Annotated in this window: 22 protein-coding genes and 2 tRNA genes; 16 read left to right on the top strand and 8 right to left on the bottom strand. The window is 59.6% G+C overall.

Annotated features, from left to right (window positions below; translation table 11 throughout):
- Nucleotides 1-2 precede the first annotated feature (2 nt).
- Nucleotides 3-212 carry a cold-shock protein gene (locus ACIPL2_RS14280; protein WP_401357320.1) on the top strand — a complete coding sequence of 70 codons (210 nt, stop codon included), beginning with the start codon at nt 3-5 and terminating at the stop codon, nt 210-212.
- A 116-nt stretch (nt 213-328) separates the two neighbouring features.
- Here ACIPL2_RS14280 and ACIPL2_RS14285 read toward each other — a convergent pair whose 3' ends face one another.
- Nucleotides 329-1,336: a DUF481 domain-containing protein gene (locus ACIPL2_RS14285; RefSeq protein WP_401357322.1), complete on the bottom strand. Its 1,008-nt coding sequence runs from the start codon at nt 1,334-1,336 to the stop codon at nt 329-331.
- A 101-nt stretch (nt 1,337-1,437) separates the two neighbouring features.
- Here ACIPL2_RS14285 and ACIPL2_RS14290 point away from each other — a divergent pair, with 101 nt between their 5' ends.
- The 4 genes from ACIPL2_RS14290 (at nt 1,438) to ACIPL2_RS14305 (ending at nt 6,284) form a co-directional block, all read left to right on the top strand.
- Nucleotides 1,438-1,851, top strand: coding sequence for an MGMT family protein (locus ACIPL2_RS14290; protein ID WP_401357325.1), 414 nt, complete (start codon nt 1,438-1,440; stop codon nt 1,849-1,851).
- Between the two features lie 44 nt (nt 1,852-1,895).
- On the top strand, nt 1,896-3,455 hold the full coding sequence (locus ACIPL2_RS14295) for an AmpG family muropeptide MFS transporter (protein WP_401357327.1): 1,560 nt from the start codon (nt 1,896-1,898) through the stop codon (nt 3,453-3,455).
- A gap of 142 nt (nt 3,456-3,597) precedes the next feature.
- Nucleotides 3,598-5,313, top strand: a complete 1,716-nt coding sequence (locus ACIPL2_RS14300) for a proline--tRNA ligase (RefSeq protein WP_401357329.1) — start codon at nt 3,598-3,600, stop codon at nt 5,311-5,313.
- 17 nt (nt 5,314-5,330) lie between these two features.
- Entirely contained in the window at nt 5,331-6,284 is a 954-nt protein-coding gene (locus tag ACIPL2_RS14305) for a hypothetical protein (RefSeq protein ID WP_401357331.1), read from the top strand.
- A 127-nt stretch (nt 6,285-6,411) separates the two neighbouring features.
- Here the strand turns inward: ACIPL2_RS14305 and dinB are convergent, their stop codons facing one another.
- Nucleotides 6,412-7,473, bottom strand: coding sequence for a DNA polymerase IV (gene dinB / locus ACIPL2_RS14310; RefSeq protein ID WP_046046264.1), 1,062 nt, complete (start codon nt 7,471-7,473; stop codon nt 6,412-6,414).
- A gap of 301 nt (nt 7,474-7,774) precedes the next feature.
- Between dinB and ACIPL2_RS14315 the strand changes: the two genes are divergently transcribed.
- The 4 genes from ACIPL2_RS14315 to ACIPL2_RS14330 all read left to right on the top strand — a co-directional run bounded on the left by ACIPL2_RS14315 (nt 7,775) and on the right by ACIPL2_RS14330 (nt 12,363).
- Nucleotides 7,775-7,851, top strand: a tRNA-Met gene (locus ACIPL2_RS14315).
- A gap of 220 nt (nt 7,852-8,071) precedes the next feature.
- Nucleotides 8,072-8,148, top strand: a tRNA-Met gene (locus ACIPL2_RS14320).
- Nucleotides 8,149-8,425: 277 nt separating this feature from the next.
- Nucleotides 8,426-11,068: a bifunctional lysylphosphatidylglycerol flippase/synthetase MprF gene (gene mprF, locus ACIPL2_RS14325; protein ID WP_401357333.1), complete on the top strand. Its 2,643-nt coding sequence runs from the start codon at nt 8,426-8,428 to the stop codon at nt 11,066-11,068.
- Complete coding sequence (locus ACIPL2_RS14330) at nt 11,068-12,363, top strand: AcvB/VirJ family lysyl-phosphatidylglycerol hydrolase (RefSeq protein ID WP_401357335.1); 1,296 nt, start codon at nt 11,068-11,070, stop codon at nt 12,361-12,363. Before mprF ends, ACIPL2_RS14330 begins: the two co-directional genes overlap by 1 nt.
- 250 nt (nt 12,364-12,613) lie before the next feature.
- Here the strand turns inward: ACIPL2_RS14330 and ACIPL2_RS14335 are convergent, their stop codons facing one another.
- The 3 genes from ACIPL2_RS14335 to ACIPL2_RS14345 form a co-directional block, all read right to left on the bottom strand.
- Entirely contained in the window at nt 12,614-12,904 is a 291-nt protein-coding gene (locus ACIPL2_RS14335; protein ID WP_401357338.1) for a type II toxin-antitoxin system RelE/ParE family toxin, read from the bottom strand.
- An 11-nt stretch (nt 12,905-12,915) separates the two neighbouring features.
- A complete protein-coding gene (locus ACIPL2_RS14340) occupies nt 12,916-13,206 on the bottom strand; it encodes a type II toxin-antitoxin system Phd/YefM family antitoxin (RefSeq protein ID WP_401357340.1) in 291 nt (96 codons plus the stop codon).
- A gap of 183 nt (nt 13,207-13,389) precedes the next feature.
- On the bottom strand, nt 13,390-15,291 hold the full coding sequence (locus ACIPL2_RS14345; protein ID WP_401357343.1) for a potassium transporter Kup: 1,902 nt from the start codon (nt 15,289-15,291) through the stop codon (nt 13,390-13,392).
- Between the two features lie 289 nt (nt 15,292-15,580).
- Between ACIPL2_RS14345 and rimO the strand changes: the two genes are divergently transcribed.
- The 6 genes from rimO to tsaA all read left to right on the top strand — a co-directional run bounded on the left by rimO (nt 15,581) and on the right by tsaA (nt 20,796).
- Nucleotides 15,581-16,918 (top strand): 30S ribosomal protein S12 methylthiotransferase RimO, encoded by a 1,338-nt coding sequence (gene rimO, locus ACIPL2_RS14350; protein ID WP_223433013.1) that lies wholly within the window; start codon nt 15,581-15,583, stop codon nt 16,916-16,918.
- 113 nt (nt 16,919-17,031) lie between these two features.
- Nucleotides 17,032-17,505 (top strand): acetyltransferase, encoded by a 474-nt coding sequence (locus tag ACIPL2_RS14355; RefSeq protein WP_401357347.1) that lies wholly within the window; start codon nt 17,032-17,034, stop codon nt 17,503-17,505.
- A 190-nt stretch (nt 17,506-17,695) separates the two neighbouring features.
- Nucleotides 17,696-18,406 (top strand): rRNA pseudouridine synthase, encoded by a 711-nt coding sequence (locus ACIPL2_RS14360; protein WP_033058947.1) that lies wholly within the window; start codon nt 17,696-17,698, stop codon nt 18,404-18,406.
- Between the two features lie 76 nt (nt 18,407-18,482).
- Nucleotides 18,483-18,953 (top strand): DUF1456 family protein, encoded by a 471-nt coding sequence (locus ACIPL2_RS14365; protein WP_401357349.1) that lies wholly within the window; start codon nt 18,483-18,485, stop codon nt 18,951-18,953.
- A gap of 190 nt (nt 18,954-19,143) precedes the next feature.
- Entirely contained in the window at nt 19,144-19,914 is a 771-nt protein-coding gene (locus ACIPL2_RS14370) for an SDR family oxidoreductase (RefSeq protein WP_401357352.1), read from the top strand.
- Between the two features lie 177 nt (nt 19,915-20,091).
- On the top strand, nt 20,092-20,796 hold the full coding sequence (tsaA, locus tag ACIPL2_RS14375) for a tRNA (N6-threonylcarbamoyladenosine(37)-N6)-methyltransferase TrmO (RefSeq protein WP_401357354.1): 705 nt from the start codon (nt 20,092-20,094) through the stop codon (nt 20,794-20,796).
- Between the two features lie 74 nt (nt 20,797-20,870).
- Here tsaA and fpr read toward each other — a convergent pair whose 3' ends face one another.
- The gene (gene fpr, locus ACIPL2_RS14380) at nt 20,871-21,650 is read right to left on the bottom strand and encodes a ferredoxin-NADP reductase (protein WP_008054100.1); all 780 of its coding nucleotides are present in this window, start codon (nt 21,648-21,650) and stop codon (nt 20,871-20,873) included.
- A 119-nt stretch (nt 21,651-21,769) separates the two neighbouring features.
- On the opposite strand from fpr, the gene ACIPL2_RS14385 reads away from it, so the two are divergent.
- Nucleotides 21,770-22,696: a LysR family transcriptional regulator gene (locus ACIPL2_RS14385; protein ID WP_401357356.1), complete on the top strand. Its 927-nt coding sequence runs from the start codon at nt 21,770-21,772 to the stop codon at nt 22,694-22,696.
- Here ACIPL2_RS14385 and ACIPL2_RS14390 read toward each other — a convergent pair.
- Both ACIPL2_RS14390 and erdR read right to left on the bottom strand, forming a co-directional pair.
- The gene (locus ACIPL2_RS14390; protein WP_008030027.1) at nt 22,693-23,055 is read right to left on the bottom strand and encodes a diacylglycerol kinase; all 363 of its coding nucleotides are present in this window, start codon (nt 23,053-23,055) and stop codon (nt 22,693-22,695) included. The genes ACIPL2_RS14385 and ACIPL2_RS14390 overlap by 4 nt on opposite strands.
- A 78-nt stretch (nt 23,056-23,133) precedes the next feature.
- Nucleotides 23,134-23,781: a response regulator transcription factor ErdR gene (gene erdR, locus ACIPL2_RS14395; protein WP_401357358.1), complete on the bottom strand. Its 648-nt coding sequence runs from the start codon at nt 23,779-23,781 to the stop codon at nt 23,134-23,136.
- Nucleotides 23,782-23,886: the final 105 nt, after the last annotated feature.

The following is a 23,886-nucleotide window of genomic DNA, read 5'->3' on the forward strand; positions in this document are numbered from 1 at the left end:
GCATGTCTAATCGCCAAACTGGTACCGTTAAGTGGTTCAACGTTGAAAAAGGCTTCGGCTTCATCACTCCACAATCCGGTGACGACCTGTTCGTTCACTTCAAAGCTATCCAATCCGACGGCTTCAAAAGCCTGAAAGAAGGCCAACAGGTTTCTTTCATCGCTACCCGCGGTCAGAAAGGCATGCAAGCTGAAGAAGTTCAAGTTATCTAACTTGTACTTGCTTTAGTAAAAAGCCCCGCCCTCAAAAGCGGGGCTTTTTTGTGCCTGTGTGTTTTTGCCAGGCAAAAAAAATCGCAACCCGTGGGCTGCGATTTTTCTTTAATGCCTTACCAGGCCACACCAAACCCTGCGGTGTATCGGGTCTTGTCCAGATCGGCATCGTCGGTGCCGCTGATAATGTCTCGCTCGGCCTTCAGGTTAAGCGATGCCCACTCGGTGACCTTATAGCGCAAGCCCGCTTCGGCATCGAGCGCGTAATCCGCCACACCCGACAATGGCTTGCCGACCTCACCATTGGTGAAGAACTCAACCTTCTTGCCGATCAGGTAGCGGTTGTAATCCCACTTCATCGCCACGGAATAGAAGTTTTCCTTGCTGCCGTCGGAGAATTCATAGTCCGTGCGGTTGATCAATGAGCCGAGCGAGAACGCGCCCAGCTCGTTGTCCCAGAACTGGTAACCCGGACCGGTACCGACGGTGCGCTGACGGGAAAGGTCTTCGACCTTGTCACGCTTATAGACCACGCGACCTTGCCAGAACCATTTCTCGGTCAGGAAGCGGTCGAGCGAGTATTCGGCCCGCCAGTTGTCCGTGGTGACCACGTCATCCTGGAATTCGCGGTTGTACTCGCCTTCCGCAATATGCCGCCATCTGCCATGACGCGCAGTGGTCTTGAAGTCGATGTCGTAGTCGTCGGTGTCTTTTTCCGCCCGCTGGTAATCCAGCGCCGCGTCGATATTGCCCTTCCACACCAAGTCCTCGACCACCGGCTTGGGCTTGAGGATCTGCTGGATGCTCGCCAGCTCGACGGTCTTCGGCGCCTCGCCATTGGCCAGGGTCACTTTGCCGTCGTCTGCCGCATGCAATGCCTTGGCCTTTTCACCGGTGTAGGCATCCTGCTTGACCAGCAGTTCCTGATCGCTTTCCAGGGTTTTCACCTGTTTCCAGTCGATCGGCACCGCGCCGGCGTATTCGGTCTGAATCAACAGTTTGCCGCCGTCGAACAGGGTGATCTTGCCGCTCAACTTGTCACCGTTTTTCAACCAGACGGTATCAGCGAGCAGGGGCGTGGAAGCACTCAAGACAGCGAGGCACAGCAGGGTTCTGGACACCATAAGCAAATACAGGGCTCAAGATTGCGAAAAAAGTCGGCTATCCGTAGGAATAAGACCCTAGCAAGGACTGACATGTCTAATTCTATTGAGTTCATTTCTCAATGGGTGATCTAGGAATTACTCTACAGACGGTAAGGCGAATTTTTTCAGGAATCCCGGACGTGACCGACTCAAGCACTGACACCGAAAGCCCGGCGCAAATCCGACGCACGGCGCTCTACCTGACCTTGGCCCAGGTCCCCGAGGGCAAAGTCGTCAGTTATGGCCAGCTCGCCGAGCTGGCAGGACTGGGTCGCGCCGCGCGTTTCGTCGGACGGACCCTGAGCCAATTGCCGAGTGACAGCAAATTACCCTGGCACCGCGTGCTCGGTGCGGGTGGGCGTATCAGCTTGCCCGCAGGCAGTCCTTCGGGCGATGAACAACGGGCGCGTTTGCGCATGGAGGGCATCAGTATCCTGAATAATCGTGTTGATATTCAGCGCCATGGCTGGCGTCCGGTAGAGCACAGCGGTTAGAGTGCGCGCTTTGTTTCCGTAATTCTTGAGGCAGACTCCAGCCCATGCCCCGTAAAACCTGGCGCGCCGCGCTCGCCGCCTATGCCAGCCCCTCAACGCTCGTGCTGTTGCTGCTTGGTTTCGCCGCCGGCCTGCCCTACATGCTGGTGTTTTCAACACTTTCGGTCTGGCTGCGTGAAGCCGGTGTGGCTCGCGAAACCATTGGCTATGCAAGCCTGATCGGTCTGGCCTACGCCTTTAAATGGGTCTGGTCACCGTTACTGGACCAATGGCGCCTGCCATTCCTCGGCAAACTCGGTCGACGACGCTCCTGGCTGGTGCTTTCACAGGCCCTGGTCATCCTCGGCCTGGTCGGCATGGGCTTCTGCGACCCGCAAAAGCATTTGTCCTGGCTGATCGCTATTGCTGTGGTCGTTGCCTTCGCCTCGGCGACGCAAGACATCGCAGTCGACGCCTATCGTCTGGAAATTGCCGAGGACAGCCGTCAAGCCGCACTGGCCGCGAGTTATATGTCGGGCTATCGGATCGCCGCACTGCTGGCCACCGCGGGCGCCCTGTTCTTCGCTGAAGGCTTCGGCTCCACCGGCTTCAACTATAAGCATTCGGCGTGGGCCGGCACTTACCTGCTGTTCGGCGCCTTGATGGTCCCGGCACTGCTGACCTCGCTCTTCATGCGTGAACCGGCGGTGCCACTGCGCACGCAACTTCAGGCCGGTCGCTACAGCTTTGTGCATCAACTGGCCTCGGTGTTCGTACTGATCGTGTTGCTGGTGTCGGTACCGGCAATGTTCACTCAGCTCTACAACACCGACTTCGCCAGCGTGCTGTTTGAAGGCGTGAGCCTGCTCGACCTGCTGCTTCAAGACCGCGCGTTCCTGCGGGCGATCCTTTACACCACGCTCACTGCATTGTGCCTGTCGGCCATCGGCCGCCGTGGCCTGGCGCCCGTGCTGACGCCAGTCAACGACTTCATCCTGCGTTACCGCTGGCAGGCGTTGCTGCTGCTTGGCCTGATCGCCACCTATCGGATGTCCGATACGGTGATGGGCGTGATGGCCAACGTGTTTTACATCGACCAGGGTTTTACCAAGGATCAGATTGCCAGCGTCAGCAAGATCTTCGGCCTGATCATGACCCTGGTCGGCGCCGGCATGGGCGGCCTGCTGATCGTGCGCTTCGGTATCCTGCCGATCCTGTTCATCGGCGGCATCACCTCAGCCGGCACCAATTTGCTGTTCCTGATGCTCGCCGACATGGGCGCGAACCTGAACATGCTGATCCTGACCATTTCCCTGGATAACTTCAGCTCAGGCCTCGCGACTTCGGCGTTCGTCGCCTACTTGTCGAGCCTCACCAACCTCAAGTTCTCCGCCACCCAATACGCCCTGCTCAGCTCGATCATGCTCTTGCTGCCACGCCTGATCGGCGGCTACTCGGGCGTCATGGTGGAAAAGTTCGGCTATCACAACTTCTTCCTGATCACCGCCCTGCTCGGCGTTCCGACCCTGCTGTTGATCGCTCTTCACTGGTATCAGGAAAGCCGCCGCGAAGGCCCTACGCCGACGCCGGAACCGATTCCGACCCAGGTCGCGGAAGAGTCGTAGGCTCTTTACGCAGGAAGCATCCCAGAGGGCGGAACGATTTCCGCCCTTCTACCCTGCAGCCGACCGCACGCCTGTACGCCAGCGGATCTCGCCCGTACAATGCCCCGTCATTTCCGTCATCAGCAACCGACAACGGCCAACCATGCGCACCAGTCAATTTTTGCTCGCCACACAGAAAGAAACGCCTTCCGATGCGGTCGTGATCAGCCATCAGCTGATGCTTCGCGCCGGCATGATCCGCAAACTCGCCTCGGGCCTGTACACCTGGCTGCCGATGGGCTTGCGAGTCATGCGCAAGGTCGAAGCCGTCGTTCGTGAAGAAATGAACGCCGCCGGCTCTCTCGAAGTGTTGATGCCGAGCACCCAACCGGCTGAGCTGTGGCAGGAATCCGGTCGCTGGGAAGAATACGGCCCTGAGTTGCTGCGCTTCAAGGATCGCCACGGTCGCGACTTCTGCGCCGGCCCGACCCACGAAGAAGTCATCACCGACCTGATGCGCAACGAGTTGAGCAGCTACAAACAGCTGCCGATCAACCTGTATCAGATCCAGACCAAGTTCCGTGACGAAATCCGTCCACGCTTCGGCTTGATGCGCGGTCGCGAATTCATCATGAAGGACGCCTACTCGTTCCATGCTGACCAGCCTTCGCTGCAGGTCACCTACGACCGCATGCACCAGGCGTACTGCAACGTGTTCACCCGACTGGGCCTGAAGTTCCGCCCTGTTGAAGCCGACAACGGCTCGATCGGCGGCGCCGGCTCCCACGAGTTCCACGTGCTGGCCGAATCCGGCGAAGACGATATTGTCTTCAGCAACGGTTCCGACTACGCCGCGAACATCGAGAAGGCCGAAGCCGTACCGCGCGAAACCTCTCGTCCAGCGCCTGCCGAAGAGCTGCGCCTGGTCGACACCCCGAACGCCAAGACCATTGCGCAACTGGTCGAAGGCTTCAACCTGCCGATCGAAAAAACCATCAAGACCCTGGTGGTTCACGCTGAAGAAGCCGGCAAGCTGATCGCCCTGATCATCCGTGGCGATCACGAACTGAACGAAATAAAGGCCGGCAACCAGCCAGGCGTTGCCAGCCCGCTGGTGATGGCGTCCGAAAGCGAACTGCGCGACGCCATTGGCGCCGGCGCCGGTTCCCTCGGCCCGTTGAACCTGCCGCTGCCCATCATCATCGACCGTTCCGTCGAGCTGATGAGCGACTTCGGCATTGGTGCGAACATCGACGACAAGCATTACTTTGGCGTGAACTGGGAGCGCGATCTGCCGGTTCCGACCGTTGCCGACTTGCGTAACGTCGTCGCTGGCGACCCAAGCCCTGACGGCAAAGGCACTCTGGAAATCAAGCGCGGTATCGAAGTCGGGCACATCTTCCAGCTGGGCAACAAGTACAGCAAAGCGATGAAGTGCGAAGTGCTGGGCGAGAACGGCAAGCCGGTCACCCTGGAAATGGGCTGCTACGGCATTGGCGTTTCCCGCGTGGTGGCGGCGGCCATCGAGCAGAACAACGACGCCAACGGGATTATCTGGAGCGACACCCTGGCGCCTTTCCAGGTTGCCCTGGTGCCACTGCGCTACGAAACCGAACAGGTTCGCGAAGCCACCGACAAGTTGTATGCAGAACTGACTGCAGCCGGCTTCGAAGTGCTGCTGGACGACCGTGACAAGAAAACCAGCCCGGGCATCAAGTTCGCGGACATGGAGCTGATCGGCATTCCTCACCGGATCGTGGTCAGTGACCGCGGCCTCGCCGAAGGCAATCTGGAATACAAGAGCCGCACCGAACCCGAGGCGCAAGCGCTGCCGGTCGCTGACGTGCTGTCTTTCCTCCAGGCCCGAATCCGCCGCTGACACCAGATAGAGAAGTCATGTTCAAGCGAAACACCTTAGGCCTCGGTGGTGCCGCCCTGTGCGGCACCCTGCTGGTCAGCGGCTGTGCCAATCACATGTCGCAACGCAGCGAGCACGAGGAACGCGTCGAGCGCAAATTGCTCGATCACAGCCTGCAGATCGATGTCGGCGAGCCCAAGGTGCTTGAGTTGCCGCAACGGCGGGTGAAAATCCACGAGCAGAAGACCTTCGAAGTCACCGAATTCGAAGTCACGCGCCACTACGATCGCTACACGCCGTACCAACCCTGGCGGGAGGTCTACGAGATCCCGCTGGGCATGGTGGCGATCGTGGCCGGTGTCGGCGCGAACGTGGTCAATGTGTTCGCCCTCGGCAACCTGCCGGACAGCGTGACCAAGGACTGGCTCAGCTACGGTTTCGCCGGGGTCAACCCGTTCATGAACGTACAGTCTCACGGCCGTGCGCAACAGAACCTGGCGGGTATCGACGAGGTCCAGCTCGACAAACGCACCGAATACTCGAGCCTGCCTTGGAGCGAGCGTCCGGTGGTGGTCAAGGCCGGCAAGGAAACCTTCGATCTGACCACCGACAAAAACGGTGTCCTGCGCATGAACTTGCTGGACAGCCCGTTCGCCGAACATGACATCAATCATCTGAGCCGCTTGTTGATCAGTGTCGCAGATGCCCAGGACGACGTGCACACCGACTCGTCCCTGGCGGTCAGCAGCGGTTTGCGGGGCAAATTGCTCGAAGCCCATGGGCTGATTTACGACGACCTCGAAGACGACGAAGTGAGCCAGTGGGTACACCGGGTCAAGCGTCTGTCGGAGCTGGGTCTGGAAGAAGAAGCCAGTGAACTGGAACAAAGCCTGATCGAACTGACCCGCAACGATCCAGAGTTGCAGACCGAATTCCTCAAGTCATTGACCAAGGATGCCGGGCGACTGGTGGCGGATCCGGGACCGAATTAAGAGCAAGAGCTTCGCGAGCAAGCCCGCTCCCACATTGGATCTGTTGTGAACACATAATTTGTGAACGCCGGAGATCCAATGTGGGAGCGGGCTTGCTCGCGAAGAGGCCCTCACATTCACCGCAAAATTACCGCTCAAACAACTCCATCTGCTCAAACCCGCCCCGCAAATCCTCCAGCCGCACCCCAACCCCGAGCAACCGCACCGGCTTCCCGCCACGGTTGAACGCCTGGGTCAGCAGCAATTGATAACTGCCCAAGTCCCGCCCTGCCCCGGCCTGTTCCAGCGTGGTCTGGGTGAAGTCATGGAATTTGACTTTGACGAACGGCTTGCCCGGCCGATAGCTGCTGTCGATGCGCGCCATGCGGCCCGCCAAGGTTTCCAGCAATTCGGGTAATTTATCCAGGCAACTCACCAGATCCGGCAGATCTACGTCGTAGGTGTTTTCGACACTGATTGACTGCCGACGGCTGTCGTTGTGCACCAACCGATCATCGATCCCACGCGCCAGGCTCCAGAGTCGCTCGCCAAAACTGCCAAATTCACGCACCAACGCCAACTTGTCCCACTCGCGCAGATGCGAGCAATCGACAATGCCGAGCCGGCCCAGCTTGTCGGCGGTCACTTTGCCCACGCCGTGCAGCTTGCTCACCGGCAAGCCGCTGACAAAGTCCTCCACCTGATCCGGCGTAATGACGAACAAACCGTTGGGCTTCTTCCAGTCGCTGGCGATCTTCGCGAGAAACTTGTTCGGCGCGACGCCAGCCGAGACCGTGATGTGCAGCTGATTGGATACCCGCCGGCGAATATCCTGGGCAATTCGCGTGGCACTGCCGCCGAAATGCGCGCTGTCCGATACGTCGAGGTAGGCCTCATCCAGGGAAAGCGGCTCGATCAAGTCGGTGTAATCGCGAAAGATCGTGTGAATTTCCTTCGATGCTTCTCTATAGGCCTCCATGCGCGGCTTGACGATGGTCAGGTCCGGGCACAGCTTCAAGGCATGCCCGGAAGACATCGCCGAGCGCACACCGTAGGCCCGCGCCTCGTAATTGCAGGTGGCGATCACGCCGCGCCGATCGGCTGATCCGCCGACCGCCAGCGGTTTACCGGCCAGGCGCGGGTCGTCACGCATCTCGATAGCGGCGTAGAAGCAGTCACAATCGACGTGGATGATTTTTCGCTGCGTCATATAAAAGCGCTGTTCAGGGTGAAGAAACGGCCTGATGGCGAGCCGGATCGGCAGTATCTCACTGACACCTGTATATAGCACCAGTAGTCTGAATGTTCTTTCCAGCGCGTAGGAAAAGTACCGGATGAATTTATTTTCTCAATCGAACAGCCCCTGCCAATAGAGCTGAAAGCCTTGCCACGCTTACGTCTCCGGGCGATCACGCTACCGCCTGAACAAGCTAAGCGATTGAACCTGAACAGTTTTATCAGGATTTAAGGTTGACACCCCTGCGATCCTCTGTAGAATGCCGACACACAGACGCGGGATGGAGCAGTCTGGTAGCTCGTCGGGCTCATAACCCGAAGGTCGTCGGTTCAAATCCGGCTCCCGCAACCAAACATCAAAAAAGGCTACTCGAAAGAGTGGCCTTTTTTGTGCGCGCCTGTTTTGTCAAAACGACATGGGCACCCTGCTCTGCACCAAAACGACAAATCGTTCTGATTCCGAAACTTAGCGCTCCCCTGCGAGCGTTCGACACTCATTTACGCTTATTTGAATCAATTCAGGATTAACGGTTGACACCCCGGCGTATCTCTATAGAATGCCGCCACACAGACGCGGGATGGAGCAGTCTGGTAGCTCGTCGGGCTCATAACCCGAAGGTCGTCGGTTCAAATCCGGCTCCCGCAACCAAACATCAAAAAAGGCTACTCGAAAGAGTGGCCTTTTTTGTATCTGTTGAAAAAGTCCTTTCGCAACAATGATCTGTCACTGTGTAGCGAGCCGTTCGGGTCTCCAATGCGCCGAGTTCAGACTATGCTCACTCGCAAGCAAAAGCCTCTACGCCTGATGACATGCCGTCGCCGAATGCCGGCGAGAGGCGTTAATATTTGTGATTATTTTTTTCTACAGGGATTGGTAACTTGGCTGGATACCTCCATCCTGTCGCGCACAATCCAAGAGGTGATTGATGCGCGCCAACTCGTCTGATCCACAAGACACCGTCACAGCGACACAACCGATCAAGGCCGAGCGTTTGCGCTTGCTTGATCTGGTCAGCAAATACCGCCAGCCCATCGGCCTGGCCGTCACTTTGTTGCTGTTCGCCATTGCGCTGATTGCCTGTCGCCACCTGCTGAGCGAACTCGATCTGTACGCTCTGCACGACTCGATTCTCGAGGTTCCGAAACCGGCATTGCTCGGCGCATTGGGCGCGACCATCGTCGGGTTCATTATTCTGCTGGGTTACGAATGGTCCGCCAGCCGCTATGCCGGCGTCACGCTGGCACCGCGAACCCTGGCGCTGGGCGGCTTCACCGCGTTCGCCATCGGCAACGCCATCGGTCTTTCGATGCTCTCGGGGGGATCGGTTCGCTATCGTCTCTATGCACGTCATGGACTGGGGGCCTCTGAAGTCGCCCACATGACGCTGTTCGCCAGCCTCTCGCTCGGCTGCGCGCTGCCTCCGCTGGCCGCACTGGCGACCCTCAGCGACCTGTCTGCCGCCTCCGCCGCACTGGGTCTGTCCGAGGTGCTGCTCGGCGCGATTGCAACAGCCGTATTGCTGCTGTTCTCGGTGTTGGCCATCGGCATCTACCGCCGTCGCCTGCCGGAGCAACCTTACCCGGACAACCTGCTAGTCAAGGTCGGGCGCCGCACCTTGCGCCTGCCGGGCCGTCGCCTGACCTTCCTGCAACTGATCATCACCGCCCTCGACGTGGCGGCCGCCGCAACTGTGCTTTATCTATTGCTGCCTGAAGCACCGCCCTTCGGCGCGTTTCTGCTGGTGTACCTGCTGGCCCTCGCGGCGGGCGTGCTCAGCCACGTCCCCGGCGGTGTCGGGGTGTTCGAAGCGATTCTGCTGGCGGCCTTTTCCGACACACTCGGCGCCGCACCATTGGCTGCCGCGCTGCTGCTCTATCGCCTGATCTACGTGGTGCTGCCGATGCTGGTGGCGTGCTTGCTGCTGTTGATCAACGAAGGTCAACGGGTGTTCCAGACACGTCAGTCACTGCGCGCCGCCTCGGGCTTGGCCGCGCCGATTCTGGCGGTGCTGGTGTTTCTGTCCGGCGTGGTGCTGCTGTTTTCCGGTGTGACGCCGGAAATCGATACGCGCCTGGAACACATCGGCTTCCTGATCCCGCACCGACTGGTCGACGCCTCGCACTTCGGTGCCAGCCTGGTCGGCGTTCTGTGCTTGCTGTTGGCTCAAGGGCTGCGTCGTCGATTGTCGGCCGCGTGGATGCTGACCACCATTTTGCTGCTGGTTGGCGCCCTGCTCTCCTTGCTCAAGGGTTTCGACTGGGAAGAAGCCTGCCTGATGACCCTGACGGCAAGTCTGCTGGGGGTTTTTCGGCGCTCGTTCTATCGCCCTAGCCGCCTGACTGAATTGCCGTTCTCGCCGCTGTACCTGGTCGCGAGCCTGTGCGTACTCGGCGCCTCGATCTGGCTGCTGCTGTTCGCCTATCAGGACGTTCCGTACAGCCATCAGCTCTGGTGGCAATTCACCCTCGACGCCGATGCCCCGCGCGGCTTGCGTTCGCTGCTGGGCGCCGCGGTGCTGCTAGTGGTGGTGTCCCTGACCTGGCTGCTGCGGACCGCGCGCCCGGTGATCCACCTGCCAACAGCCGACGAACTGGACCGCGCGGTAAAGATCCTCATGGCTTCCTCGCAACCGGATGGTGGCTTGGCCCTCACCGGTGACAAGGCGCTGCTGTTTCACCCTAACGACGAGGCGTTCCTGATGTACGCCCGCCGTGGCCGCAGCCTGGTGGCGCTGTACGACCCGATCGGCCCGACCCAGCAGCGGGCGGAAATGATCTGGCAGTTCCGCGATCTCTGCGACATCCACCACGCCCGTCCGGTGTTCTATCAGGTACGCGCCGAGAACCTGCCTTACTACATGGACATCGGCCTGACCGCGATCAAGCTCGGCGAAGAAGCCCGGGTCGATCTGCATCGCTTTGATCTCGAGGCCAAGGGCAAAGAGATGAAGGACCTGCGCTACACCTGGAACCGTGGCACCCGCGATGGCCTGTCACTGGAAATCCACGAACCGGGGCATGCGCCGATGGATGAGCTCAAGGTGATTTCCAATGCCTGGCTGACCGGCAAGAACGTGCGCGAGAAAGGCTTCTCCCTCGGCCGCTTCAGTGATGATTACCTGAAACATTTTCGCGTGGCGGTGATCCGTTTCGAAGGACGCCCGGTGGCGTTCGCCAACCTGCTCGAGACGTACGGCCATGAACTGGCCAGCCTCGACCTGATGCGCGCGCACCCGGACGCTCCCAAGCTGACCATGGAGTTCATGATGGTCGGCCTGATTCAACATTATAAAAATCATGGATACGCGCGTTTCAGCCTGGGCATGGTGCCATTGTCGGGACTACAACCCCGTCGCGGCGCACCGCTGACCCAGCGTCTGGGCTCGATGGTTTTCCGCCGTGGTGAGCAGCTCTACAACTTCCAAGGCTTGCGCCGCTTCAAAGACAAATTCCAGCCTGACTGGGAACCCCGTTATATGGCCGTGCCCGCCGGACTCGATCCGCTGGTAGCCCTGGCCGACACTGCTGCCCTGATTGCGGGCGGCTTGACTGGATTGGTGAAACGCTGATGATTCAACGCTCCTTGCGGTACGTACTGGGCACGCTGGTGGTGCTGGCCCTGATTCTCGGTGGCGGTTACTGGTACCTGAAACGCCCGGCGCCAGAACCGACCCTCGAACGGCTGACTCCGGCCGATGGCGCCGCGATGACCCGTGTCATCCCCGGCAACACACCACGCGCGCAGGTGCTGGTGGCGGTCAATGAAGAGCAGAAGCTCAGCGACAAACAGTTGCTGACCCTGAGCCGCTCCGGCTCGGCGCAGATCGTCCAGGTGATCCTGCCCAAAGAATGCCTGCTGCAAAGTCGCGCCCTGCAATCGGCCTTGAGAGAACTCAAGGGCCCGGCGACCCTGGTCAGCGGCATCGGCCCGGGCGCTGTGCTGGCGTGGCGCTGGTTGTCCGAGCAGAAGGACGACAAGGCCCAGGCCATTTCGGTGGACCTGGCCCTGGAAAAACCCGGCTGCACGCACCTGCTGCCGAAAAGCGCTGCCCACGGCCACTGGCTGGTGGCGTGGAACGACAACCCGGATGACGCCAGTGCGGGTTTCGTGCGTGACCAACCGAACGCCGAAACCAGCATCAGCGACTACGACATCAACCTGCCGCAAGTGCTGAACAACGAACTGCGCAAGCTCCTCGTTGGTGGCGACAAAGCGGCCGGCGGTTTGCAGATTCCGGTGGTCGAAGTGCCGGCCGGCCAGGCCAAGGACACGGTCACGCTGTTCCTCTCCGGTGACGGCGGCTGGCGCGACCTCGATCGCGACGTCGCCGGCGAGATGGCGAAGATCGGTTACCCGGTGGTCGGCATCGACACCCTGCGCTACTACTGGCAGCACAAGAGCCCGGAGCAAAGCGCGCTGGACCTGGCGGAGTTGATGCAGCACTACCGCCAGAAGTGGGGCACCAAGCGCTTCATCCTGACCGGCTACTCGTTCGGCGCCGATGTCTTGCCAGCGATCTACAACCGTCTGGAGGCGTCGGAACAGCAGCGCGTCGACGCTATCATTCTGTTGGCCTTCGCCCGCACCGGCAGCTTCGAAATCGAAGTCGAAGGCTGGCTCGGCAACGCCGGCAAAGAAGCCGCCACCGGCCCGGAAATGGCCAAGCTGCCACCCGAGAAAGTGGTGTGCATCTACGGTGAAGAAGAAGTAGACGAAAGCGGCTGCACCGACAAGACCGCAGTCGGCGAGGCGATGAAACTGCCGGGCGGCCACCACTTCGACGAGAACTACCCAGCCCTGGCCCAGCGCCTGGTGGATGTGATCGAGAAGCGTCAAGCGAAGGAGACGGCGGCTCAGGAGTGATCTGATCCCGCCCACAAAAAAGCCCTCGTCACCTCACGGTAGCGGGGGCTTTTTCATTCCAGCGAACACCACAACCCCTGTAGGAGCGAGCCTGCTCGCGAAAAACCAAAGCGCGCCGCAGGGCATCCAGGTTTACGCGTTACCGTTCACGACCATCGCGAGCAAGCTTGCTCCTACAGGGATCTTTGCAGGTTCAATCAAGTAACAGGCAATAAAAAGCCCCGACTGCCGCAAGGCAACGGGGGCTTTGTTATTTGAGGCGACGCTCTGCGGCGTCGTAAACTTCTTCGTCGCGTCGAGCGCCAACGGCGACTATCAACACCTGGATCGCCTTTCCATCCACTCGATAAACAATCCGCGTGTCGCCTGTTCGAATCCGTCGACAACCTGCAAGGCTGGCTCTAAGCGGTTTTCCGCTTTTGTCCGGCTCGCCGTTGATAATCCGCTCTTCGATGACATCAAGAATGCGGTTTGCCGCCACAGCGCCCAGTAGATCCAGATCCTTCTGAACTTCCGGATGATAGATTACGCCCCAAACCATCCACAGCTCCTTTAGTCCTTCTTGGCGTACCGTGCCCGCATATCGTCATGACTGATGGCCTTGGCTTGATCAAAACCGATCAGTCGCTCCCGGACTACCGCTTCAATTCTCAGATTCTCAAGCTCGTCGAGCATTTCCTGATACGCGTCGACATTGATAATGACCGCTGCTGGTTGATTGTCCTTGAAAATAACCAGGCGCTCGGTGGCTCGACTGGAGATCTCCTTTAGCCTCGCACTGAAGCCCCTAACCATTGCAGTAACGGATATCGCTTGGTCAGCACGCTCTAGTAATGCCGTCATACTCACCTCCTCTCGCAATCATGTGTAATTGAACACACAGTTATGCGTAGAGTATTGCGTCGAATTAAGCTCACTGCAACCCTACAAATAGCAATGCCGACCGAATACCTGGAGGCCAGACGAAAATTCCACGCACAAAAAAGCCCCCGCTGCCGCAATGGCAACGGGGGCTTTTGTTGTGGCTTACATCTCCACTTGAGTACCCAACTCAATCACCCGGTTCAGCGGCAGATTGAAGAAGCGCAAATTGCCGTTGGCGTTTTGCAGCATGAAGGCGAACAACCCCTCGCGCCAGCGGGCCATGCCTTCGAGTTTGGAAGCGATGACCGTCTCGCGACTGAGGAAGTAGGTGGTGCGCATCGGGCTGAAGTCGAGGTCATCGAGATGACACAGCTTCAACGCCTGCGGCACGTCTGGCTCGTCGACGAAGCCGAAGTGCAGGATCACCCGGAAGAAGCCTTCGCCGTAGGAATCGACCTCGAAACGCCGGGACGCCGGCACCCGCGGGATGTCTTCGTACACCACCGTCAGCAGCACCACTTGCTCGTGCAGCACCTGGTTATGCAGCAGGTTGTGCAACAGCGCATGAGGTACGGCATCCGGCCGCGCCGTGAGGAATACCGCTGTGCCCTGGACGCGATGCGGCGGTTGCACGGCGATGCTGCTGATGAAGATCGGCAACGGCAAGCCACCCTCGTCAAGACGATCGACCAGCAACTGCTTGCCGCGTTTCCAGGTGGTCATCAGCACAAACAGCACGATACCGGCGATCACCGGGAACGCCCCGCCCTGAACGATTTTCGGCACGTTGGCGGCGAAGTACAGGCCGTCTACCAAAAGAAAACCGATCAACAGCGGCGCCGCGAGGAGCGGAGGCCATTTCCACAGCAGCAATATCACCGCCGACACCAGGATCGTGGTCATCAGCATGGTCCCGGTCACGGCAACACCGTAGGCCGAGGCCAGCGCACCGGAGGATTCGAATCCCAGCACCAGCAAAATCACGCCGACCATCAGCGCCCAGTTCACCGCGCCGATGTAGATCTGGCCTTGTTCGGCGCTGGACGTGTGCCGAATGTGCATGCGCGGAATATAACCGAGCTGGATCGCCTGACGGGTCAGGGAGAACGCACCGGAAATCACCGCCTGAGAGGCAATCACCGTGGCCAGGGTCGACAAGCCGACCAGCGGGATCAACGCCCAGCTGGGCGCCAACAGATAGAACGGGTTACGCGCCGCTTCCGGATCACCGAGCAGCAGCGCACCTTGGCCGAAGTAGTTCAGCACCAGTGCCGGCAGCACCAGAATGAACCACGCACGGGCAATTGGCTTGCGACCGAAGTGGCCCATGTCGGCGTACAGCGCTTCGGCACCGGTCAACGCCAGCACCACCGCGCCGAGAATCGCCACGCCCATGCCCGGGTGCACGATGAAGAAGCGCACGCCCCACACAGGGTTCATCGCCTTCAACACTTCCGGATGCTGCAGGATGCCGTAGACGCCCAGCGCCCCGAGCACCACAAACCAGGTGACCATGATCGGCCCGAACAGAATGCCGATTCGCGCGGTACCGTGACTCTGAATCAGGAACAGCGCCACCAGCACGATCAACGACAACGGCACCACCCAATGGTCGATGCCCTCGAATGCCAGGCCCAGGCCTTCAATCGCCGAGAGCACGGAAATCGCCGGGGTGATCATGCTGTCGCCGTAGAACAGCGCCGCACCGATCAGCCCGCAGACCACCAGCAACGCCCTCAATTTCGGATACCCCGCCGCCGCTCGCCGGGCCAGCGCGGTCAGGGCCATGATCCCGCCTTCGCCCTGGTTGTCGGCGCGCAGCACGAACATCATGTACTTGATCGACACGACCCAGATCAGCGACCAGAAGATCAGTGCCAGGATCCCCAGCACCCCGTCATGGTTGACGGGCACGCCATAGCCACCGGAAAACACTTCTTTAAGGGTGTACAGCGGGCTCGTGCCGATATCGCCGTAAACCACCCCGACTGCCGCAACCAGCATGCCGATCGGTTTTGCTGCCGAATGCTCGGCGCCCGCCGTCTGACTACTTGCCTGCCCCATCCAAAACTCCTACTACTCAGACCCGGACTTCTTATAAGAAGCACTATGCTTTGCCGTGCAGCATGCGCTGTTTTACTTACGGTTACAGACGTTTTGTTGACTGTAAAAATTCGGTAAAGCCTAACGGCGCGAAGCATAGCGCAGCACTCGTCGTATTTCCCTGCATAAAGCTGGTCAAGCGCCCCTCTCATCGCTAGAATTGCGCACTTTTTGACCAGAGACGCAACATAGCGTCCGTCTGTCGCCTTGCCGATCTCGGCTGGAGGCGTCACAAATACCGAGGTTAGACATGTCCACCACTCCTGCGCCGGCCAATCCAAAGGTTGGCTTCGTATCCCTGGGTTGCCCCAAAGCACTGGTCGACTCCGAGCGCATCCTTACCCAGCTGCGCATGGAAGGCTATGACGTTGTGTCCACTTACGAGGACGCCGATGTCGTGGTGGTCAACACCTGCGGCTTCATCGACTCGGCCAAGGCTGAATCGCTGGAAGTGATCGGCGAAGCCATCAAGGAAAACGGCAAGGTCATCGTCACCGGTTGCATGGGCGTTGAAGAAGGCAACATTCGCAAGGTGCACCCAAGCGTATTGGCCGTGACCGGTCCGCAGCAGTACGAGCAAGTGGTCAACGCCGTGCACGACGCCGTGCCGCCGCGCCAGGATCACAACCCGCTGATCGACCTGGTGCCGCCGCAAGGGATCAAACTGACTCCGCGCCACTACGCCTACCTGAAGATTTCCGAAGGCTGCAACCACAGCTGCAGCTTCTGCATCATCCCGTCGATGCGCGGCAAACTGGTCAGCCGCCCGGTCGGTGACGTGCTCGACGAAGCCCAGCGCCTGGTCAAGGCCGGAGTCAAAGAGCTGTTGGTGATCTCGCAAGACACCAGCGCCTACGGCGTCGACGTGAAATACCGCACCGGTTTCTGGAACGGCGCGCCGGTGAAAACCCGCATGACCGAACTCTGCGAAGCCCTGAGCACCCTCGGCGTCTGGGTTCGTCTGCACTACGTTTACCCGTATCCGCACGTCGACGAGCTGATCCCGCTGATGGCCGCCGGCAAGATCCTGCCGTACCTCGACATCCCGTTCCAGCACGCCAGCCCGAAAGTCCTGAAAGCCATGAAACGTCCGGCCTTCGAAGACAAGACCCTGGCGCGCATCAAGAACTGGCGCGAAATCTGCCCGGACCTGATCATCCGTTCGACCTTCATCGTCGGCTTCCCCGGCGAAACCGAAGAAGACTTCCAGTACCTGCTGAACTGGCTGACCGAAGCGCAACTCGATCGCGTCGGCTGCTTCCAGTACTCACCAGTCGAAGGCGCACCGGCCAACCTGCTGGACGCGGCCATTGTGCCGGACGACGTCAAGCAAGACCGTTGGGATCGCTTCATGGCGCACCAGCAGGCGATCAGCTCGGCGCGCCTGCAACTGCGCGTCGGCCGTGAAATCGAAGTACTGGTCGACGAAGTCGACGAGCAAGGCGCGGTGGGCCGCTGCTTCTTCGACGCCCCGGAAATCGACGGCAACGTGTTCATCGACAACGGCAGCAACTTGAAGCCAGGCGATAAAGTCTGGTGCAAAGTGACCGACGCCGACGAATACGACCTGTGGGCTGAACAGATCTAAACGCAAAAAATACGCAAAGCCCCGCTCTCTTGACGAGATGCGGGGCTTTTTTACGTCTATCGTTTTGGGGGAGAAAGGACTCGCACAACCAATAGCAAAAGGGGCATCGAGCCATGCGCCAACATTCGGTCATCCACACGCCGAAACACAGCGACTACGAAGAACTGACCCAGGTCTGGGAGGCCTCCGTGCGCGCCACCCATGACTTCCTGCCGAACAGCTACATTGAGTTGCTGAAGAACCTGGTACTGACCCGCTACCTCGACGCGGTCATGCTGATCTGCACCCGGGACTCGCGCCAGCGCATCACCGGGTTTGCCGGAGTCGCCGCAGGCAAGATCGAAATGCTCTTTATCGACCCGGCCCACCGTGGCCAAGGCCTGGGCAAGCAGTTGCTGCGCTATGCCATGGAACACCTGAATGCCGATCAATTGGACGTCAACGAACAGAACCCGCAGGCGTTGGGATTTTACTTCAAGCAGGGGTTCGAGGTGATCGGCCGCTCGGAGGTGGACGGCATGGGCCAGCCTTATCCGCTGCTGCACATGCGCTTGCGCCAAACCCAACAACATTCACGGCACGGCTGACACAACACCGTACAAATGTGGGAGCGGGCTTGCTCGCGAATGCGGTGGGTCATTCAGCAGAGAAATTGACTGATCTACCGCATTCGCGAGCAAGCCCGCTCCCACAAAAAGCGATACTGCGCAAATGGACCCGCGATTAACCGGCGCCCAGCAGGTACAATGCCCACCCCTTTTTTGTTACGGCCCTGTCATGACTGACCCGATTCGTCTCTCCAAACGCCTCATCGAACTCGTCGGCTGTTCCCGTCGGGAGGCTGAGCTGTTCATCGAGGGCGGCTGGGTCACCGTGGACGGTGAAGTCATCGACGAGCCGCAATTCAAGGTCGAGAACCAGAAAGTCGAGCTCGATCCAGAAGCCAAGGCCACTGCGCCGGAACCGGTAACCATCCTGTTCAACGTGGCGGCGGGCATGGATGCGGAAACGGCCATGGCGACCATCAGTGCCGAGACCCTGAGCGAAGAACACCGCTTCAGCAAACGTCCGCTCAAGGGCCACTTCCTGCGCCTGACCGCCAGCACCGACCTGCAGGCCAATGCCAGCGGTCTGCTGGTGTTCACCCAGGATTGGAAGATCCTGCGCAAGCTCACCGCCGACTCCGCCAAGATCGAGCAAGAGTATGTGGTCGAGGTTGAAGGCGACATGGTGGCTCACGGCCTCAACCGCCTGAATCACGGCCTGACCTACAAGGGCAAGGAACTGCCGCCGGTCAAAGCCAGCTGGCAGAACGAAAACCGCCTGCGTTTTGCGATGAAGAACCCTCAACCGGGCGTGATCGCCCTGTTCTGCCAGGCCGTCGGCCTGAAGGTCGTCGCCATCCGCCGCATCCGCATTGGCGGTGTATCCATCGGCAAAGTGCCGTTGGGGCAATGGCGCTACCTGTCCGGCAAAGAGAAGTTCTAAGACTTTTCACGCCGCCACACATTTCGGCGTCGCAGGCTTATGCGACGCCCACTGCTGAATATCAGGACTGCACACCATGATTCATAACGACGTACTGCGCAGCGTGCGCTACATGCTCGACATCAGCGACAAGAAAGTCATCGAGATCATCAAGCTCGGCGGCATGGACGTCAGCCTGGAAGACCTGTTGACCTACCTCGACAAGAAAGAGGAAGACGAAGAAGGCTTCGTACGCTGCCCGGACGAAGTCATGGCGCACTTCCTCGATGGCCTGGTGTTCTTCAAGCGCGGCAAGGATGAAAGCCGTCCACCGCAGCCGATCGAAGTGCCGGTGACCAACAACGTCATCCTGAAGAAACTGCGCGTGGCCTTCGAACTGAAAGAAGACGACATGCACGCGATTCTCAAGGCCGCCGAGTTCCCGGTGTCCAAGCCTGAGCTGAGCGCGCTGTTCCGCAAGTTCGGCCACACCAACTACCGCACCTGCGGCGACCAGTTGCTGCGCAACTTCCTCAAAGGCCTGACCCTGCGCGTTCGCCCGCAGTAACACTGTAGCCTCTGTAGGAGCACAGCTTGCTGGCGAAGGCGATCTCCAAAACGCCATCGCCAGCAATCCGGCCCCACACAGCACAGCCGCAAGCCCATCTGTATAGACGCACATTCCTCGAAAAAATAGTGGCTCCGCTTCCAGCGGCTGACGACTAGGGTGTATTGACCTTCAGTTCTCAGGATTCGCCATGCACCCCTACTTCTCCCTGCAAGGCCGCACCGCTCTGGTGACCGGCGGCACCCGTGGTATCGGCAAAATGATCGCCAAGGCCTATGTCGAGGCCGGCGCGACCGTGTACGTCTGCGCCCGGGACGCCGAAGCCTGCCAGCAAACCGCCGATGAGCTGAGCACGCTGGGCCGCTGTCATGCCGTCGCGGCCAACCTGGCCACCGAAGAAGGCGTGCAGCTTTTGGCCACGCGGCTGGGCGAACAGATCGACCATCTGGATATTCTGGTGAACAACGCAGGCACTACGTGGGGCGCGCCGCTGGAAAGTTACCCGGTCAAGGGCTGGGAAAAGGTCATGCAGCTCAACGTGACTTCGGTGTTCAACTGCATCCAGCAATTCCTGCCGCTGCTGCGCAAGGCGGGCACCGAAGCCAATCCGGCGCGGATTATCAACATCGGCTCGGTGGCGGGGATTTCTTCCTTTGGCGAACAGGCCTATGCCTACGGGCCGAGCAAAGCCGCCCTGCACCAACTGTCGCGGATTCTGGCGCGGGAGCTGGTGAGCCAGCACATCAACGTCAACGTCATTGCGCCGAGGCGTTTCCCGAGCAAGATGACGCAGCACATTGGTAACGATGAGCAGGCGTTGGCGGATGACACGGCGTTGATTCCAATGAAGCGCTGGGGTCGCGAGGAAGAGATGGCGGCGCTGGCGATCAGTTTGGCGAGTACCGCTGGGGCTTACATGACCGGCAATATTATTCCGCTGGATGGTGGGTTCAGTCTCTGAGATCGGCGGTGTGGCCTTCGCGAGCAAGCCCGCTCCCACATTTAACCGCGTTCTCCCGAAAGAATACGGTCGAATGTGGGAGCGGGCTTGCTCGCGAAGGCGTCTTGACAGTCACCACCGAAGCAACGGTCGATCGGGTTATCATGCCCACCCTCACCCCGCTTCGACCTCCAGACCATGACCTACAGCGTTTCCCCCATCGGCTTCGTGCGCTCCTGCTTCAAGGAGAAGTTCGCCATCCCGCGCCAACCACAGCTGGCCCCGGCGGCTCGCGGCGTTCTGGAGCTGGTGGCGCCATTCGATCAGGGCGATGCGGTGCAAGGCCTGGAACAGGTCAGCCACGTCTGGTTGCTGTTCCTGTTTCATCAGGCGCTGGAAGAAAAGCCACGGCTCAAAGTCCGCCCGCCGCGCCTTGGTGGTAACAAATCCATGGGCGTGTTCGCCACGCGCGCCACGCATCGGCCCAATGGCATTGGCCAGTCAGTGGTCAAGCTGGACAAGGTCGAAGCCAATCGCTTGTTTATCTCCGGCATCGACCTGCTGGACGGCACGCCGATTCTCGACATCAAACCCTACGTGCCTTACGCCGACATCATCGACAGTGCCTCCAATACCATCGCCAGTGCCGCGCCGCAGTTGATTCCCGTGCAGTGGACGGACTCAGCGCTGCAACAGGCTCACAGTCACGCTCAGCGCCTTGAAGAGCCGCTGGTGGCACTGATCGAGCAATGCCTGGCGCAAGATCCACGCCCGGCGTACCAGATGCCTACCCCCGAACGCGAATACGGCGCGCAGCTTTGGGATGTCGACGTGCGCTGGCATTACCCGACACCCGAGTCGATCCGCGTCCTCGAAGTCATCCCCGCCTCCCACCTGCCGTAGGAGCTGTGTATCGGGCACAAAAAAGCCCCCATTGCCTGCACAGGCAATGGGGGCTTTTCAGTGATGCGGTGTTCTTACTTCTCGACGAACGCACGCTCGATCAGGTAATCACCCGGCTCGCGCATCCGCGGCGAGACTTTCAGGCCGAAGCTGTTCAACACTTCGCTGGTCTCGTCGAGCATGCTCGGGCTGCCGCACAGCATGGCGCGGTCGTCCTGCGGGTTGATCGGTGGCAGGCCGATGTCGCTGAACAGCTTGCCGCTGCGCATCAGGTCGGTCAGGCGACCTTCGTTCTCGAACGGCTCGCGGGTCACGGTTGGGTAGTAGATCAACTTGTCACGCAGGGCGTCGCCGAAGAACTCGTTCTGCGGCAGGTGCTCGGTGATGAACTCGCGGTAGGCGACTTCGTTGACGTAGCGCACGCCGTGGCACAGGATCACTTTTTCGAAACGCTCGTAGGTTTCCGGGTCCTGGATGACGCTCATGAAAGGCGCCAGACCGGTACCGGTGCTGAGCAGGTACAAATGTTTGCCAGGCTTCAAGTCGTCCAGTACCAGCGTGCCGGTAGGCTTCTTGCTGATGATGATCTCGTCGCCTTCCTTCAGATGCTGCAACTGGGAAGTCAGCGGGCCATCAGGCACCTTGATGCTGAAGAACTCGAGATGCTCTTCCCAGTTCGGGCTGGCGATCGAGTAGGCACGCATAAGCGGGCGGCCGTTGGGCTGTTGCAGGCCGATCATCACGAACTGACCGTTCTCGAAGCGCAGGCCCGGATCACGGGTGCACTTGAAGCTGAACAGAGTGTCGTTCCAGTGATGAACACTGAGGACACGCTCGTGGTTCATGTTGCTCATGTACGTGGGACTCCTGGAGATTTTGCCTGCGCCGCTGTGCGCAATTGCATCGCATTCTAATAGCAGAGACAATATCTGTTAAATGGATTATTAAGATAAGGGTTATCGGTTATATAGATATGCGATTTACTCTCCGTCAACTTCAAGTATTCGTCGCCGTCGCTCAGCAGGAAAGCGTATCCCGTGCTGCGGGTCTGCTCAACCTTTCGCAATCGGCGGCGAGCACCTCGATCACCGAGCTAGAGCGCCAGTCCAGCTGCCAGCTGTTCGACCGCGCCGGCAAACGGCTGAGCCTCAACGCCCTCGGCAAACAGCTGCTGCCACAAGCGGTGGCACTGCTCGACCAAGCCAAGGAAATCGAAGACCTGCTCAACGGCAAGTCCGGTTTCGGCTCATTGGCGGTCGGCGCGACCCTGACCATCGGCAATTACCTGGCGACGTTGTTGATTGGCAGCTTCATGCAGCGCCACCCGGAAAGCCAGGTGAAACTGCACGTGCAGAACACGGCCAACATCGTGCAGCAAGTCGCTCACTATGAAATTGATCTGGGTCTGATTGAAGGCGATTGCAGCCACCCGGACATCGAAGTCCAGAGCTGGGTCGAGGATGAGCTGGTGGTGTTCTGTGCCCCGCAGCATCCGCTGGCCAAACGCGGCTCAGCGACCATGGAAGAGCTGACCCACGAGGCCTGGATTCTGCGTGAGCAAGGCTCTGGCACGCGCCTGACCTTCGACCAGGCCATGCGTCATCACCGCAGCGCGCTGAACATCCGCCTGGAGCTGGAACACACCGAAGCGATCAAACGCGCGGTGGAGTCAGGTTTGGGCATTGGCTGCATTTCGCGCCTGGCACTGCGTGATGCGTTCCGCCGTGGCAGTCTGGTGCCGGTGGAAACACCGGATCTGGACCTGGCGCGGCAGTTCTATTTCATCTGGCACAAACAGAAATACCAGACCTCGGCGATGCGCGAATTCCTCGATCTGTGCCGCGCCTTCACCGCCGGGGTTCAGCGCAGCGACGAGATCGTCCTGCCCACCATCGCTTAAAGCAGAATCACCGCCCACACCAGCGCAATCATGGTCAACGCCACGAGTTGCGCGGCGCTGCCCATGTCTTTTGCATTCTTCGACAGCGGGTGCAATTCAAGGGAAATGCGGTCGATCGCCGCCTCCACTGCCGAATTGAGCAACTCGACGATCAACGCCAGCAGGCACACGGCAATCAGCAGTGCCTGCTCGACACGGCTGACGTTCAGGAAGAACGAAATCGGGATCAGGATGACATTGAGTAACACCAGTTGCCGAAAAGCGGCTTCGCCCGTGAAGGCTGCGCGCAGGCCGTCCAGCGAATAACCAGAGGCGTTGAGGATGCGTTTTAGGCCGGTCTGGCCTTTGAAAGGGGACATAGGATAGGCAACTGACCAAAAAGGAGTGGGAAAACTAGATCAAGCAAAGTCAAAAAAGCGTGAATATGCAGCGCCTGTTTAGCTCGAAATTGACTCAAGTTGTTGCAAGAGTAGCGCAGCCTGCGTCCGGGTCCGCACATTGAGCTTGCGGAAAATCGCTGTGACGTGAGCCTTGATCGTCGCTTCGGACACGCTCAGCTCGTAGGCAATCTGCTTGTTCAACAACCCTTCACAGACCATGGTCAGCACCCGGAACTGCTGGGGCGTCAGGCTTGCAAGGCCTTCACTGGCGGCCTTGGCTTCAGCGGACACGCTGACCGCTTCGAACGCCTGGGGCGGCCAGAACACGTCACCATCGAGTACTGCGCGTACGGCTTTTTGAATAACGCTCAGGTCGCTGGACTTGGGAATGAAACCGCTGGCGCCGAATTCACGGGACTTGACCATGATCGAGGCCTCTTCCTGGGCCGAGACCATCACCACCGGGATCTGCGGGTACTGGCCGCGCAACAGCACCAACCCGGAGAAACCGTAGGCCCCCGGCATGTTCAGGTCCAGCAGCACCAGATCCCAGTCGCCTTTTTCGTCCAGGCGGGTTTCCAGCTCGGCAATGCTTGCCACTTCCACCAGTCGGACATCCGGGCCAAGGCCCAGGGTCAACGCTTGATGCAGGGCGCTACGAAAAAGAGGGTGGTCATCGGCAATCAGGATTTCGTATGTGGCCATTTTTCAAATGATCCTGTTTTTCATGGGATGCCCAATGCATTCAGGCTTCGCCAAAACAACTCGAGGTACAGCCACGGAGCTGCACCAACAGGGCACGTTCAACGC

The sequence above is a fragment of the Pseudomonas sp. NPDC086251 genome, assembly GCF_044746405.1.
In the GTDB taxonomy this organism is placed as follows: Bacteria; Pseudomonadota; Gammaproteobacteria; order Pseudomonadales; family Pseudomonadaceae; genus Aquipseudomonas.